This is a genomic window from Alteromonas sp. MTD1 (assembly GCF_042848195.1).
Lineage (GTDB): Bacteria > Pseudomonadota > Gammaproteobacteria > Enterobacterales > Alteromonadaceae > Alteromonas.
Genome location: NZ_BTGG01000008.1, coordinates 76,820 through 92,331 on the forward strand (window position 1 = coordinate 76,820; position 15,512 = coordinate 92,331).

At 44.6% G+C, this 15,512-nt stretch carries 15 protein-coding genes; 10 read left to right on the forward strand and 5 right to left on the reverse strand.

What is annotated here, in order from left to right:
* Positions 1-246 precede the first annotated feature (246 nt).
* Complete coding sequence (prsT, locus tag ACGHAV_RS11970) at positions 247-3,048, forward strand: XrtA/PEP-CTERM system TPR-repeat protein PrsT (RefSeq protein ID WP_390380844.1); 2,802 nt, start codon at positions 247-249, stop codon at positions 3,046-3,048.
* 132 nt (positions 3,049-3,180) lie between these two features.
* Here prsT and ACGHAV_RS11975 read toward each other — a convergent pair whose 3' ends face one another.
* Positions 3,181-4,011 carry an ion transporter gene (locus tag ACGHAV_RS11975; protein ID WP_390380847.1) on the reverse strand — a complete coding sequence of 277 codons (831 nt, stop codon included), beginning with the start codon at positions 4,009-4,011 and terminating at the stop codon, positions 3,181-3,183.
* A gap of 114 nt (positions 4,012-4,125) precedes the next feature.
* Between ACGHAV_RS11975 and ACGHAV_RS11980 the strand changes: the two genes are divergently transcribed.
* Complete coding sequence (locus ACGHAV_RS11980) at positions 4,126-4,278, forward strand: hypothetical protein (protein WP_390380850.1); 153 nt, start codon at positions 4,126-4,128, stop codon at positions 4,276-4,278.
* A 211-nt stretch (positions 4,279-4,489) separates the two neighbouring features.
* Here the strand turns inward: ACGHAV_RS11980 and tolC are convergent, their stop codons facing one another.
* On the reverse strand, positions 4,490-5,863 hold the full coding sequence (gene tolC, locus ACGHAV_RS11985; RefSeq protein WP_334015325.1) for an outer membrane channel protein TolC: 1,374 nt from the start codon (positions 5,861-5,863) through the stop codon (positions 4,490-4,492).
* Positions 5,864-6,158: 295 nt separating this feature from the next.
* Between tolC and nudF the strand changes: the two genes are divergently transcribed.
* The 5 genes from nudF (at position 6,159) to parE (ending at position 10,704) form a co-directional block, all read left to right on the forward strand.
* Positions 6,159-6,785 (forward strand): ADP-ribose diphosphatase, encoded by a 627-nt coding sequence (nudF, locus tag ACGHAV_RS11990; protein WP_390380853.1) that lies wholly within the window; start codon positions 6,159-6,161, stop codon positions 6,783-6,785.
* A 41-nt stretch (positions 6,786-6,826) separates the two neighbouring features.
* Positions 6,827-7,222 (forward strand): DUF1249 domain-containing protein, encoded by a 396-nt coding sequence (locus tag ACGHAV_RS11995; protein ID WP_334015502.1) that lies wholly within the window; start codon positions 6,827-6,829, stop codon positions 7,220-7,222.
* Positions 7,223-7,245: 23 nt separating this feature from the next.
* Positions 7,246-8,034 (forward strand): metallophosphoesterase family protein, encoded by a 789-nt coding sequence (locus tag ACGHAV_RS12000; protein ID WP_390380856.1) that lies wholly within the window; start codon positions 7,246-7,248, stop codon positions 8,032-8,034.
* Positions 8,035-8,101: 67 nt separating this feature from the next.
* On the forward strand, positions 8,102-8,683 hold the full coding sequence (locus ACGHAV_RS12005) for a YqiA/YcfP family alpha/beta fold hydrolase (protein WP_390380859.1): 582 nt from the start codon (positions 8,102-8,104) through the stop codon (positions 8,681-8,683).
* Between the two features lie 125 nt (positions 8,684-8,808).
* On the forward strand, positions 8,809-10,704 hold the full coding sequence (parE, locus tag ACGHAV_RS12010; RefSeq protein WP_334015331.1) for a DNA topoisomerase IV subunit B: 1,896 nt from the start codon (positions 8,809-8,811) through the stop codon (positions 10,702-10,704).
* A gap of 38 nt (positions 10,705-10,742) precedes the next feature.
* Here parE and ACGHAV_RS12015 read toward each other — a convergent pair whose 3' ends face one another.
* Positions 10,743-11,417 (reverse strand): hypothetical protein, encoded by a 675-nt coding sequence (locus ACGHAV_RS12015; RefSeq protein ID WP_390380862.1) that lies wholly within the window; start codon positions 11,415-11,417, stop codon positions 10,743-10,745.
* 363 nt (positions 11,418-11,780) lie between these two features.
* Between ACGHAV_RS12015 and ACGHAV_RS12020 the strand changes: the two genes are divergently transcribed.
* Positions 11,781-13,076: a hypothetical protein gene (locus tag ACGHAV_RS12020; protein ID WP_390380865.1), complete on the forward strand. Its 1,296-nt coding sequence runs from the start codon at positions 11,781-11,783 to the stop codon at positions 13,074-13,076.
* Positions 13,077-13,094: 18 nt separating this feature from the next.
* On the opposite strand, the gene ACGHAV_RS12025 is transcribed toward ACGHAV_RS12020, so the two are convergent.
* Entirely contained in the window at positions 13,095-13,427 is a 333-nt protein-coding gene (locus ACGHAV_RS12025) for a hypothetical protein (protein WP_334015335.1), read from the reverse strand.
* A gap of 174 nt (positions 13,428-13,601) precedes the next feature.
* On the opposite strand from ACGHAV_RS12025, the gene ACGHAV_RS12030 reads away from it, so the two are divergent.
* The gene (locus ACGHAV_RS12030) at positions 13,602-13,793 is read left to right on the forward strand and encodes a hypothetical protein (protein ID WP_334015337.1); all 192 of its coding nucleotides are present in this window, start codon (positions 13,602-13,604) and stop codon (positions 13,791-13,793) included.
* 1 nt (position 13,794) lies between these two features.
* Here ACGHAV_RS12030 and epmB read toward each other — a convergent pair whose 3' ends face one another.
* Positions 13,795-14,820, reverse strand: a complete 1,026-nt coding sequence (gene epmB / locus ACGHAV_RS12035) for an EF-P beta-lysylation protein EpmB (RefSeq protein ID WP_390380869.1) — start codon at positions 14,818-14,820, stop codon at positions 13,795-13,797.
* Positions 14,821-14,857: 37 nt separating this feature from the next.
* Here epmB and efp point away from each other — a divergent pair, with 37 nt between their 5' ends.
* On the forward strand, positions 14,858-15,427 hold the full coding sequence (efp, locus tag ACGHAV_RS12040) for an elongation factor P (RefSeq protein WP_390380872.1): 570 nt from the start codon (positions 14,858-14,860) through the stop codon (positions 15,425-15,427).
* The last annotated feature ends 85 nt before the right edge of the window (positions 15,428-15,512 follow it).

A 15,512-nucleotide genomic window follows, 5' to 3' on the forward strand; every position in this document is an offset into this window, starting at 1 on the left:
GAGCTTATTTCTAGCGTATTTCGCGATATGCTTGCCAGCAATGTTGCAAAAAAACGTATTATATTCGAATAATGTTTAGGTTGCCACGAAATTGCACAATTTTGATGAAATAATAAACAGGATATTCTGCTAAGGGTGTGTGACTTGCTTGTAGATATGCAGGCACTTGAGCAGGCATATTCGCGAACAAGAATTACAATTACTATAAAGCGTCGATGAAAACTTGAGGTAGGGCAAGGAATTACTATGAAAATTAACAATACCAAAGCGCTGCTAAAGCGCACCTCGATAGCCATGCTACTGACAACAACTTTGGTTGCCGGTTGTAGTGAGAAGTCGATGGAAGAGCACCTTGCCTCGGCACGTACCTATGTAACGCAGCAGAAGCTTGATGCTGCGGTTGTTGAGTATAAAAACGCAATCCAAAAAGCGCCTAGTGCCGCAGAGCCGCGCTTTGAGTTAGGCAAAGTCTATCTTCAGAATAAGAATTTTGCAGCGGCCGAGAAAGAGCTAAATAAAGCCATGGAGCTGGGGTATTCAGCAGGTAAAGTGATCCCTCTACTTTCGGCTGCCTATCAGCAATCAGGCGCACAAAACGCGCTAGCGGATGTGGATTATCGTGCCGATGGCATGACCGCAGTAGAGATGGCCGAAGTGGGCTTTTACAAGCTGCAGGCGTTAATGCAGCTTGATCAGCAGGAAGACGCAAAAGCGCTTATTGCAGAACTAGCCAGCCTAGATACAAGCTCGGTTTATAAAGGCCTTATTGAAACCTATGTGTTTGTTATTAAAAATGACGCGGAGCAGGCGCTCGTTGCAACCGAAGCGCTGCGCAAGCAAGCGCCTTCCAACAAAGACGTACTGCAACAGCTAGCCAAGCTATACTTGCAAACCAATCAGCCTGCCAGTGCTGCCGATGTTTACCGCGAATATGTCCCCCTTTACCCAGAAGATTTGGCTACTCGCTTTGCCTATGCGGCACTACTAGTAGAGCTTCGTGAGCTTGATAGTGCAGAACCCGTGGTTGATGACCTATTAGCCATCAACGAGACGCATCCATTGCTTAATGCGTTCAAGGGCATTATAGAGTCTGCACAGAACAACTATGCTCAGGCACTATCACATTTAGAAATTGCGGTACAAAACGGTGCGTCAGACAGCGTTGTAAGAATGGTTGCCGGGTTTAGTGCGTACCAAATTCAAGATTTTGAAGCAGCACAACGCCATCTCACTATGATTGCCTCAGATTTACCAGACAATCATCCAGGGCTTCGCATGCTTGCTGACAGTATGCTGCAGTTAGGTGAAAACGATGAAGCGCTTGCGGTATTGAACCGTGTTGAAGGCGAGCAAACCACTGATGCTGCACTTTTCTCTAAAGCCAGCTATCAGCTGCTTAAAGAAGGCAATGTGGTGGGTGCAAAGCAAATGGTTGAAAAGTCTGAAGCGGTAAGCACTACGGCCGATGATTTGTCACGTCTAGGTGCACTGCAGCTATCTATGAACGACTTAGATGGTTTGGTGAATCTTGAAGACGCGGTAAAAAAAGCGCCTCAATCTGCATCGTCACAAAACACTCTAGTGCGCGCATATGTTTCAACTAATCAGTTGGATAAAGCAAAAGAAGCGGCGCTTGAGTGGCATAAACAATCACCCAACACAGGTTTGCCATTGGTGTATCTAGGTAGCATAGCGACCAGTGAAAAAGCATTTAATGAGGCAGCTAAGTATTTCGATGAAGCCGCTATCAAAGGTGATGTGGGTAATGAAGTGACCTACGCAAGAACAAATTTGCTCATAGCGCAGGATAAAAAAGACAATGCCACAGCGTTTATTCGTGCATTTGTTGATAAGAACCCCGCTGATGTTCAGGCGCTAACCATGTGGTTTGCCTTGGCAGCTGAAAGCGGCAGTGCGCAACAGGTCATAACACATACGAAAGCGCAGCTTGATGCAGACGAAGATAATATAAATTTGCGCCTTATTTTGGCGCGGATGTTTACCCTTGCAGGCAATGGGACAAGCAAGGATAAAGAAAATGGTGTTGCTAGCGCATTAGCCTTGCTGTCAGAAGTAAAAGGGGATGCTGATACACCATTGGCGTTTTGGAATTTGAAAGGGCAGGTGCTCATTACAAGTAACAAGGCTAATGAGGCCGAAGCGTTCTTCGACCGCTGGCTGTCATTTTATCCACACGATAAAAGTGCGGTGCTGGGCAAGCTACTTATTCTTGATGCACAAAAGCAGTTTGCAAAAGGGTTAACCCTAACCAATGCAATATTAGAAAAGCGCAATGATGCGCAACTTACCCTGCTTAAAGCGTATTTTCATAGCCGTGTAGGGCAAACCAAACCCGCTTGGGAAATTCTAAATGCCACGTCGCCCGAAGTACGCGCATTGCCATTCGTTAGAGGCATTCTTGCTAGGCTTTATTTAAGCGAGCGAAATGCGAAAGAAGCGCTTCCTCATGCGCAAGCTGCGTATGACGCGACACCAAATTCCGATAATGCGTTACTTGTTGTGGCTGCGAATGAAATGCAGGGAAACAGCGATGGGTCTTTTGCGTTTTTAAAAGCGCATGTTGCAAACAAACCAAACGATATTCAAAGCAATATGCTATTAGCAGAGCGTCAAATTCAACAAGATAGAAGCGCTGCTATTGCCACTTACGAGCGCGTTTTAAAAGCAACGCCAGATAACTTTGTTGTGCTTAATAACTTGGCATATCTTGCCTTTGAAGATAAAAACTTCAGCCGCGCTGAAGAGCTTGCCCAGCGGGCAGTAGAGCTTCAAAGCGATAACGCTGATGCTGCAGACACACTAGCCCAAATTTACATCGCACAAGGCAAACAAGAGCGTGCATTAGCGCTTTACGAAAAGGTATCAGCGCAACCAATAGCTAACGACGAAGTCTATCTAAATCATGTGGCACTGCTATTGTCGATGGAAAAGACTGCACTAGCAAAGCGCAAACTTGAAAGCAGAACGTTTACTAGAGAGGCGTCGAAAAGCAGGGTAGCAGATCTGAAAAAGCAGTATGGCATTTAATGGCGAAACGCGCTTAAGCTAAAAAAACGCTTGGCTTAAAAAGGGCGCAGCTAAATGTTGATACTCGCAAAAAAGATAAAAATGCCACGTTGAAACGTGGCATTTTTGTTTTTAGCTGTTGAGCTAACGGTATCACTTGTGTTTGTCGGCAAGTGCCGCTTTTATCGCTTTTAGTTCATCCATCACTTCTGAAAGCGTTGGCTCGGCGGTACCCTTTGCAATTTGCTCTGCTTTAAGTTCCGCTGCCTTTTCTTCGCGGGCCTTTTCGTTTTCACGTTCCATAACGTTTACCACTATACCAATCACCATGTTCAAAAAGGCAAATGCGGTAAAGAAAATAAACGTTAAATAGAATATCCAGCTTAACGAATACACCTCTTGGGTTTCGTACATCACATCTGTCCAATCTTCAAACGTCATTATTCTAAATAGCGTTAGCATGGAAATAGTAATGTCGCCCCAAAGCACAGGGTTAATGGCTTCAAATAGCGTGCTGCCCACCGCGGCGTAAATATAGAAAATAATAAACATTAGCAGCATTACATAGCCAAGTTGCGGCAACGCCTTTACTAAAGATACAAGTAGAATACGAAGCTCGGGTATGATGGAAATCATACGAAGAACTCTGAATACGCGCACAAGGCGTGCTATTAGTGCCAGTTCAGTGTCGTCTGCTGGAATTAAGCTGATAACAACAATGAGTGTGTCGAACCAATTCCAAAAACTTTTAAAGAAGTAGCGCTTTCTCTTTTCTGCTAAGAAGCGAATGGTAATTTCGGTAAGAAAAAACGCGCTGATAAACCAGTCGAGAAAAACGGTAAGAGATGACACAGCTGCCGGCAATTCGTAAGTCTTTGCACCCACCAGAAGAGCCGAAATGACGATAACGCTGATAACAAAGGCTTCAAACCATTTGTTAGCGCGAATTTTTTCAAATTTATTTTGTAGTTCAGAGGCTTGCATTTTTGAGTATCGCTTAATGAAATATTTGGTAGCGCAAAGGGCTTGAGGTAAGCACCAATAGCGTTATACTAATTTTCGTATTCACTGCATGGCAGAAAAATTAGGGGCATTATCATGGATGATGAGATACGTTCGTTGCAAGAAAAATTGCACGCTGTATCAGCGAGGCTGAGCGACCTTTCATTAAATAAGCAAACCGCGGAAGCTTTAGTGGCTGAATATCGCCAGCTCTTGAAGGCTCTTGATAAGTTCACCCCCGCTAACTAGGGATAAAGCTAATAGTGATGCCTTTACATTAGCTATAAACGCAGACCCACTTTTCTTCTACAAACTCGTCATCTCTTATCGCTAATATTTCGCGTTGATTTTCTTTGCTTGCTGGGCGATAAGCCGCCTTGAGCGAAAAAAAACGTGAGCGATCCAAAAAAAGGGCGACTCAGTCACCCTTTTTATCGAAGTAAAAACTGTTACACAGGCGTTAGCCGTTATCTTTTGACATCGCTGGTTTAAGACCACGGTTAATCATTGCTACGTCTTCACCCGTTAGTGTGCCTGCTGCTTGTTTCAGCGTAATAACCGACTGAATAAAGTCGTAGCGTGCACCGGCTAAGTTACGTCTAGCATCGAAAAGATTACGTGTACTGTCTAGTACGTCAACGATGGTACGTGTGCCTACATCGAAGCCTGCTTCCGTTGCTTTTAGTGCGCTGTCAGCAGAAACGACTGATTGCTCTAAAGCGCGAATAGTAGAGATAGACGCCTTAACATTATTAAACGAGCTACGAACCGACTGAACGGTTTGGCGGTATGTTTGCTCAGCTACCTGGCTTGCTGCTACGTAGTTAAATTTCGCTTGGTCAGTTTGTGATGTTACGCGAGAGCCTTGGTAAATAGGCACGTCTAACGTTACACCAATAGACTCGCTATTTAGATACGGTGTTTCAAACTGGAGAAATGGGTTAGAAATATCGTCTTTACTGCGCGTTACATTGGCCGTTAAGCCTAACGTTGGTAAGTGACCAGAACGTGCGATAGCAATATCTTCTTTTGCAATATCCATAGCAAGACGGTCAGCCAATAATGCTAAGTTTTTGTCTTGCGCTGTTTCTAGCCAATTATCAACTGTGGCTGGCATTGGCATAGTTGCAGAGAAGTTTTCTGTATTTAGGCCGTGAAGACGGTCGTGGTATTTACCGGTAATAACGCGTAGTGCTTCAAGTGCAAACTCAAGCTGATTCTTCGCTTGGATTTCTTGTGCTACGGTGCTGTCGTAGTTTGCCTGAGCTTCGTGAACATCAGTAATAGCCGTTAAGCCTACTTCAAAGCGCTGACGTGTTTGTTCAAGCTGGCGTTCAATAGCACGTTTCTCTGAGCCTACGAACTCTACGTTGTCGCGAGCACGAAGAACGTCGAAGTACGCGGTAACGGTACGAACAATTACGTCTTGCATGCTTGCTGCAAGCTGTGCGTCACTTTGCTCAGCAACTTTTTCAGAACGGTCTAAACCAAGCCAGTTTGCATGGTCGTAAAGCGACATCTGAAGCTGTAGGCCGTAGTTAATGTTGTCTACATCTGTTTCAAAAACTACAATTTGCAGGTCATCGGCATTCGCACCTAAGGTTTGGGCGCGTTCTGCGGTTGACATGGTGTAGCCTACCGAGCCAGATAATTGAGGTAAAAGGTTTGCGCGGCTAATACTGATACCTTCAAACGCAGCGTCACGTTGCGCTTTCGCTTGGTTTACCAATGGGTCGTTAGCCAGTGCTTGTTGATACACCTGCATAAGGTCGTCTGCTAGCGCACCCGTTGTCATCGATACTCCGATAACCAGCGATAGAAGTGTTCGTTTCATGCTTACGTCTTCCTGTTGTGTTCAAGTTGTGTCATCCAATTCACGTTTGGTGACAAAGTAAAGCTAGTGTATGAAAAATCAATCACAAACCGTAAGTTCAAACTCGTAACAGTATTGGTTTAACTGTAACAGAATATGTGATCTACCCGCGCAATTTTATTAGTATTAAACGACTTACAAATTGAATTTTCTGTTTTTGCCACATCCATTAAGCAGTGCAATTCATCACGTGTACACTGCATTTATGTAACTGTACTATATATGATAAATCTATTTGAACCATAAGTGTCTGCAGATGAGCAAGGAATTCCCTTCATTTAACTCAAATGACGTCGAAATTACCGACGTAAAGCCAGTTTTTCGTGGTTTCTTTACCATGAATGAGTATCAATTTAGACATAAGTGCTTCAACGGTGAATGGAGTGGTATTGTAAAACGTGAAATCTTTGAGCGTGGTCACGCTGTTGCCGTTTTACCTTATGATCCTACCACTGAAGAGTTCGTCCTAATCGAGCAGATAAGAATTGGGGCAATGGCTACGTCTTCAAGCCCTTGGCTAATAGAAATTATCGCAGGTATGATTGACGAAGGTGAGACCGAAGAAACGGTGTGCCACCGAGAGTCGATGGAAGAAGCCGGCATTGAGCTTGCCCATTTAACGAAAGCGCTAAGCTACCTGTCTAGCCCCGGTGGGACAACCGAAAGATTACATATTTTTATGGCAAAAACCGATGCAACCAAAGCGCACGGTGTACACGGCCTTGAAACCGAGTCTGAAGATATAAAAGTGCATCGAGTAAAAGAGAGTACCGCACTTGAGTGGCTCGAAAATGGCCACATTGACAACGCTGCGGCGGTAATTGCGCTACAATGGTTCTTTATGCACAAAACTCAACTTCTGGAACAATGGCAAGCATCGTGACTCATCGCACAAAACGAAAATATGTTCCCCATCTACCGTCTATGCAGGCGTTATGCGAGCTAAATTACTCGCACGTATTGCGCATACTGCCAGACTGCGACACAGAAGATCTGCGCTATACATTTTCTGTAGGTAAAGGATTGTCATACGAAATTTGTATTGTTGAGTCGGCTCGCTACACCAGCACTTTAAGTATCAAGCAAACCACCAAAGATTTGCCGGCCTTTCTAACACCGTCAATGACAGTGCGCCTTTACCATGACGCACGCATGGCAGAGGTGATTAACAGTCAAAATACGGGAGCGCTGGAGCCGTCTTACGACTACCCCAATTTGAAAATGCGCCAACGCAATGAAAAACATATGGTGAATATATTTTTAGCCGAGTGGCTACACTTCTGCCTTCAGCACGCATCAAATGTCACTTCAGAAGTTTAATTGTTGAAGCATTGTTTAAAAACGTGATCACCATTATTCAAATTACCGACTGCCATTTATTCAAGCGTGAAGATAAACAAGGCTATTCGGGTATCGCGCCTTTTCACTCTCTTAAACGCGTTCTTCAGCATGCAGTGTCTTGGGCAAGCGCTCAGAACACAATGGCTTCAGTTTTGCTATTAATAACCGGCGATATAAGCGGTGATGACTCATTAGAAAGCTACACGCTTTTCTTATCACTAATGCAAGAATACGCCGATGCCAATGGCATTGCGTGGGCGGTGATCCCAGGTAATCACGATAACAATATACATTTCGACAACGTGTTGGCAGCGAAGCACCTAAAAAGCCACACGCCGTTAACGTTAGGAAAGTGGCTAATTCACGGCACAGACTCTCGCAGCACAAGCAGCACCAAAAGTGCTAAAGGCAACGTTCGAGAAAATGATATAGCGTCGATAGCGTCGCATATTGCAGCTAAACCACATTTGAATCATGCGTTGGCAGTACATCACCATGTAAAAGCATCGAATAGTTGGATGGATAATCATTCACTGAGTGATGCTGGTTTAATTGAGCAGCTGGCAAGTAAATATAATGCGCTTAAGGTGATAGTTCACGGGCATGTTCATGCACCGCTTCGTTACACACTAGGTGATTTCAATACGCCCGTTTACGGTTGTCCTTCTTCATGCTGGCAGTGGGCAATGCAGTCAGATTTCGGCGTAACTAACGAGGCGCCTGGCTACCAGCTAATTCAGTTAAGCGATGACGGCAGCGTAGGCGTAAAAGTGGTTTGTATAAGCGATTAAAGCAATAGCCCAGTTAGGTCAGTTAACAGGCTCAAACGAATATAAGAAACAAAAAACGAGAATTAACATGCAACACATTTTGTACCTTCATGGCTTTTTAAGCTCACCAAAGTCGGTGAAAGCCCAAGCCACAAAAGCGTATTTCAAGCAGCATCATCCAGACGTCACGTTACACATTCCTGAACTATCTAACTACCCAAGTAAAGTTGAGGCGCAGTTACTCAGCCTTATTGAAGCAACGCCGGCACTACAAAACGGTGATCTTCGTTTAATTGGAAGCTCAATGGGCGGTTATCTGTCTACCTTTTTGCTAGAAAAGTTTGGTGGAAAGGCTGTATTAATTAATCCAGCGGTGCGCCCTTACGAGTTATTGCAAAGCTTTATTGGTTCACACCAAAACCCATACAGTGGCGAGCAATTCGATATTGTCGATAGCGATATGGATGTGATTAAAGCACTAGAGGCTGCTTCTATTAAAGATGCTTCAAAATATAGAGTCATGCTGCAAACCAATGATGAAACGTTAGATTACCGACTAGCCGAAGAAAAATATGTGAACAGTCATCTGGTTATTGAGCAAGGGGGCGATCACAGCTTTGTGGGGTATGAAGATCACCTACCGGCTATTGCCGAGTTTCTGTTGAAATAAGCACATTGCCAGTATCTACAAGCCCTGATACCATCAATTCATTAGGTTTGTTGTACTTGCTTACCAATGGTAACTAATTACAACAAGCGCCGTTTTTGTTGCTGGCTTAAATAACAACCATAACTATGTCAAATCAATACAATTCAGATGCAATCGAGGTTTTAAATGGCCTTGAACCCGTAAAACGCCGTCCAGGCATGTATACCGATACCATGCGCCCGAATCACTTGGGGCAAGAGGTCATCGATAACAGTGTGGATGAAGCACTAGCCGGTCATGCGTCAAACATCAAAGTCATTCTGCATGAAGACCAATCGCTAGAAGTTATTGATGACGGTCGTGGGATGCCGGTAGATATTCACCCTGAAGAGGGCGTGTCGGGCGTAGAGCTTATTTTGTGTAAGCTGCATGCTGGTGGTAAATTTTCAAACAAAAACTACGCCTTTTCTGGCGGTTTGCACGGCGTTGGTATTTCAGTAGTTAACGCGCTTTCTACCCGTGTTGAAATTACTATTCGCCGCGACAGCAACGTGTATCAAATTGCCTTTGAAAACGGCGACAAAGTAGAAGATTTACAAATAATCGATACATGCGGTAAACGCAACACGGGCACAAGAGTGCATTTCTGGCCTGATCCACAGTATTTTGATTCAGCAAAGTTCTCGGTAAGCCGCTTAATACACAACTTGCGTGCAAAAGCGGTGTTAAGTCCTGGGCTTCGCATTCGTTTCGACAACAAAATAACCAAAGAAAGCCAAGAGTGGTATTACGAAGACGGTTTAAAAGACTACCTTTACCAAGCCGTTGAAGAGTTTGAAACGCTTCCAGCGGACACACCGTTTGTTGGCAGTTTTAGTGGCAACACCGAAGCGGCCGATTGGGCGGTAATGTGGCTACCAGACGGCGGTGATTTGGTTACCGAAAGCTATGTAAACCTTATCCCCACTGCGCAAGGTGGTACGCACGTAAATGGCTTGCGCCAAGGCCTACTTGAAAGTATGCGTGAATTCTGTGAATTCAGAAACTTAATGCCACGTGGTGTAAAACTGTCGCCTGATGATATTTGGGATCGCTGCGCTTATATTTTGTCAACCAAGATGCAAGACCCGCAGTTTGCAGGGCAAACGAAAGAGCGTTTATCGTCGCGTCAGGCCAGTGCATTTGTATCGGGCATTGTAAAGGATGCGTTTAGCTTGTGGCTAAACCAGCATACTGAAATTGCCGAAGCATTAGCTGAAATGTGTATCAGTAATGCTCAGCGCCGCTTGCGTCAAACGAAAAAGGTAGCACGTAAAAAGGTAACGCAGGGGCCAGCGCTTCCCGGCAAACTTACCGATTGTTCATCGCAAGACATTTCATACTCAGAACTTTTCTTAGTAGAGGGTGACTCTGCGGGTGGTTCTGCAAAGCAAGCCCGCGACAGAGAGTTCCAAGCTATTATGCCGCTGCGCGGTAAAATACTAAATAGCTGGGAAGTAGACTCTTCACAAGTATTGGCGTCACAAGAGATACACGACATTTCGGTAGCGCTTGGTATCGACCCAGACTCAACGGATTTGTCGGGCTTGCGCTATGGTAAAATTTGTATTCTCGCTGATGCCGACTCTGACGGACTTCACATAGCAACACTGCTTTGTGCGCTTTTTGTAAGGCACTTTAGAACCCTTGTAGAGCAAGGCCATGTTTACGTGGCTATGCCACCGCTATTTAGAATTGATGTGGGTAAAGAGGTGTTTTATGCGCTAGATGAGGGCGAGAAACAGGGTATTCTTGATCGCATTGAAGCAGAAAAGAAACGCGGCAAAGTAAATGTTCAGCGCTTTAAAGGGTTGGGTGAGATGAACCCAATGCAATTGCGCGAAACGACCATGGATCCAAACACGCGTCGCTTGGTGCAGCTTACCATTGAAGACGCAGAAGAAATGATGGAACTTATGGATATGCTGCTTGCTAAAAAGCGTTCAGGCGACAGAAAAACGTGGCTAGAGAGCAAAGGCAATATGGCAGAGGTTGCGCTGTAGATTTAGCTAGCTTAAATTAGTCATCGCTTGCTGTAGCATTAGTTGCTTATATCAACAACGCCGTGTTCTTCACGGCGTTTTAGTCTCAAAATCTCAACAAGCACTGCCCCACGCATTATCACGCTAGTACCGTTTAAAACGAGCAAGGGCCAACTTTGGCTTAACGGCATTGTAAGGCCAAATAGTAGCGTACTCACATCTTTTATTAATATGTTTTTGAATAACGTGGCCGACAACGAACCTACTTTTTGTCTTCGTTTTAGCACCAAAAGTTGATGAAGTGTGCCCTGAAACAAAATAACCGTAACGCCAAGCATTAGGGTGGCGGTACCAAGCTGAGCAATGGCTGGAAAGGGGCGAAAAAACATTGAAGCAATGCCCGCTAAAAATACGAGAGTGGCCATTGAGGTAACGATGGTCGTTACTGGTCCTCGACGCTGTTGCCAAATTTTCATAATAATAACAAGCGTGAGTAGTAGAGCGCCAAAGCGCGTCCACACTAAATAATGGTTAAAGGGCTCTACGGATATACCAAACAGAAAAAGAGAGAAAAACGCAAAGTAGCTTGAGCCAAACTGATTAAGCGACAAGCTATTGTTCGCATCTCGGCAAAGATATTGGTATTTGTTCATCGACTTAATTTGCGACCACAAACCAAACCAAGTCAGTAGAAAAAGGGCTGAACTTGCCAAGCCCATGATATGATACAACACGCGAAATGCTCTTTATTATTTGATGTTGTTAGTTTATCACATGCTGCATTTATTCGCGTTTATGCGTGCGCTTTCCATTGTGCTTTGCACTGGTTTAATTAGTACTGTGCCCGTGTTTAATACCAGCTTTGCATTGTTTTTACTGGGCTTCAGCTTTCTTCAACAAGCATAGAGATCGGTTTGAAAGAAAGCATACCGCTGGTGACTAGCAATAACTTAACGTAGTATATGGCAGCAAGAAACATAGGCGTAGCTTACAGAAAACATTGATTTTATTTTACGTGTGGGGCGGAACTTCCTCCTATTTGCTACCCTCATACATACGCGATAAACAGTTAACAGGCGCCCCGCAAACAAAAAGATATGATTGTACGCAGTATTAAATGGCTACTTATTAGCATTTCACTTATCGCTCTTTTCTTAATGGCCGCAGGGGCAACCGTTGCGGTTATGGCAGTTCAAGAACAGCCTTTAGTGGCGTCGACAGCACCGACACAGTTAGACGGCGCTGATAGCGTTAATACATTACTTGCACAGCTTCAGCGCGCTTTTTCTCGTCGCGAAGAAGGTCATCAAATTACGCTTACCGAAACGCAGGTGGAAAGCCTTGTAGGCGTGTTACAGCGAGCCCTTCCGGAATTCAAAGGGCGCGTGAATATATCGCCCATTGGCGGCACCGTAAGTATTACCTATGCAATTAAAGATTCGGGTTACTATGTTAATGCGTCTGCCCTAGTGTTGCCCGGCAACAGCTTACAGGTACAGCAGCTACAGGTGGGCAATTTAGCCATTCCTGGCCGCTTTCTATTATCCTTTCTTGAATATGTCGTAAACACTTACACCAAGTCTGAAATAGCCACCATTGCGCTGTCTCGTGTCGAGGAAGTCACCATGCGCGATGGCGAACTGTCGCTTAACGTAGGGCGATTAGATACCTTTCTGGCCGAGCTCAATGTAGCGGCGTCTAACTTATCGCAAAGTGAAGCAAGCGAGCTGGAAGTGTTAACCGCGTATTACTTACGCTACATCTCTGGCAGAGAAATTGCGCTGTCTTTAACACCGGTTTCGTTAACTGAATACTTACGCGAGGGTATGGCGCGTGCAAGAGAACAAAGCCATTCGAAAAGCGAAGCTGCGCTTCATAATAAGGCAGTCATTTTAGCCCTTGCTGTTTATGTAGGGCATCATCGCGTAGGAAACTTGGTTGGCGATATTCAACCCTATGCTGATAAAGCGCTTAAGCCTAAAGTGGGTGCAGTATTGCACAATCGCAATGATTTGGCGCGTCACTTCATTATTTCAGCTGCGTTAGAACTGCTTGCCGAGCAGGGAATGTCATTAGCCATAGGTGAATTTAAAGAACTTATGGACCGAGGGCAGGGCGGTTCAGGATACAGTTTTGTAGACCTAGCAGCTGATATGTCGGGCGCTAAATTTGGTAGCGTTGCAATTAATCCCGAAAAAGCCGTTGAAGTACAAAATGCGATTGCGCGTATTCAAAATGAATTAGAAATAATTACCCCTATCAACAATTTACCTGAAGGGTTGAGCAAGCAGACATTTACACAAGTTTACGGCGGAGTAGACAGCCAAGCGTATTTAGATGAAGTAAAAGAAATACAGCGCAGGCTCGATGAGATTGCGCTGTATAGTTTGTAAGTGCTTATATATAGGTGTTTATTTCTTGCTTAAGCTCTGTTGAAACTGGGCTAAAGTAACTAAAGCTAATTCAATTTTTTTCACCAGCGGCGCCAGCGCCTGTTTTGCAGCGTCACCTTCAAGTTCTTTCATGGCTTGCCAATCGTTGGCAATTTCTTCCACATACGGGCCAAAACGCTTTGCCGATGTAGTAAAGCCGCTGTCTTGTGCAAATACAGCAGCAAACTTTCCTTTTTGGTCACGCTGTAAACTGTCTAACATTTGGTCGGCATCTACCGCCTTGCGATAAAGGGTTTGCATGGTCTCTTGAAGTTGTTGATGAATAGCCTGCATTTCTTGCTTTTCCTGCATAAGAGCGCCTTTTGTTTCGATGCTGAATTTTTGAAAATTGTGGTTAAAGATTCGTCGTTACCGGCCGATAACCTACCGAGTACTACTTTTTGGGCAACTAAAAGGTAGCACACTATAAAGGGGGGCAATTCTGCCCACTTTTTTACTTTGCTACAAGCAACAAAGGAAAATGGTATGGATCTACAAGGTGCTAATGCCTCTGGAACGTCCGGTGCGTCACTTGAGTTGGCCTCTCTTAAACTGGCGAAAAGTCAGCAAGAACAAGAGGGACAAGCGTCGCTTCAGTTGCTGGAATCAGCTTCTGACGTACCAAAATCGTCATCTTCAAACCCCGCGTTAGGCGCCAACATTGATACCTACGCGTAAGTTACGGATGCAAATGTAAGTCGATAGGCGTTTTGCCAGGTTGACCGCCAATTTCTCTAACCAGTTTTGGCACTAAGAACCCTGGCAGGCGCTTTATCGCTTCTTCCATGATGCCTCTTGCATCATCATCACTAACATAAAAATGGCTTGCGCCCTGCACTTTATCAAGCACATGTAGGTAATAGGGCAGTACCCCGGCATCAAACAACGCATCACTTAAATCACTTATTGCCTTGCCCGAGTCATTGATGCCTTTTAGTAACACGGACTGATTTAGCAGCGTTATGCCTTTGCTTTGAAGTTCACGCAATCGTACGGCCAAGACCGGCGACACTTCATTAGCGTGATTCGCATGCAGTACTAGCACCCTTTGCAAAGGTAGATCTCCAAACCACTCCATAAACTTATTATCAATACGTTCAGGTAGTACCACCGGCAATCGAGTGTGAATACGCAAGCGTTTTACGTGTTCGATTTGGGCAATTTCCTGAGCCAGCCACGCTAAGTGATCGTCTTTTGCCATAAGCGGGTCGCCGCCAGAAAAAATAACCTCATTTATGCTGGGATTCATGCGTATGTAGCTAAGTACTTCTTCCCATTGATGTTTACTCACGGCATTGTCAGCGTAAGGGAAGTGACGGCGAAAACAATACCTGCAGTTCACTGCACAGCCCGTTCGCACCATTAAAAGTACTCGCGAGTCGTATTTGTGCAAAATGCCTTTTCCCGCTGTGTCGTGCTCTTCTAGTGGGTCTTCGGTATAACCCGGTGTGCTAAGAAATTCGTCACTTAATGGCATAACCTGCATAAACAATGGGTCGTTAGGGTTTCCTTTTTCCATTAAGTTAACGAAATGACGCGGTACACGCATAGGAAAAAGCCGTCTTGCTTTTATGTGTTGTGCATACTTTTTCTCGTCTAAACCCATGTGCTGCAACAGTTTTGATGGGTCTGTAAAACTCAATGCCAATTCTTTTTGCCAGTTATGCTCTACAGAAATTGGTTTTTTAGGTATTATTTGGTCCACGAAACTTTTTTGTACCTTATGTTTAGACAGAGGAATTATGGCTAATTACAGCACTAACGAGTTCAAAGGCGGCCTGAAAATCATGCTGGACGGCGAACCATGCAACATTCTAGAAAACGAATACGTAAAGCCGGGTAAGGGCCAAGCATTTAACCGCGTTAAAATTCGTAAACTAATTTCAGGTAAAGTTTTAGAAAAAACTTTCCGCTCGGGTGAGTCAGTAGAAGGCGCTGATGTAATGGATACAGAGCTTGCCTACCTGTACACCGACGGTGAATTCTACCACTTTATGAATAACGATACATTCGAACAAATCGCTGCAGACGAAAAAGCGGTAGGCGAAAATACGAAGTGGTTGGTAGAAAACGATATTTGTACCATTACATTGTGGAACGGTTCACCCATTACGGTAACACCGCCAAACTTTGTTGAGCTTGAAATTACCGAAACTGATCCAGGCCTTAAAGGCGATACTGCTGGCACAGGTGGTAAACCTGCAACACTAAGCACTGGTGCAGTAGTACGTGTACCTCTGTTTGTACAAACGGGTGAAGTTATTCGTGTAGATACGCGTTCTGGCGAATACGTTTCTCGCGCGCAAAAATAAATCTACCGTACACAGCACGCTAAGCGCACTACATGCATAGCATGTTGTTATAAAATTAAACCGGTGTTTCTCGTTAAGGGGCACG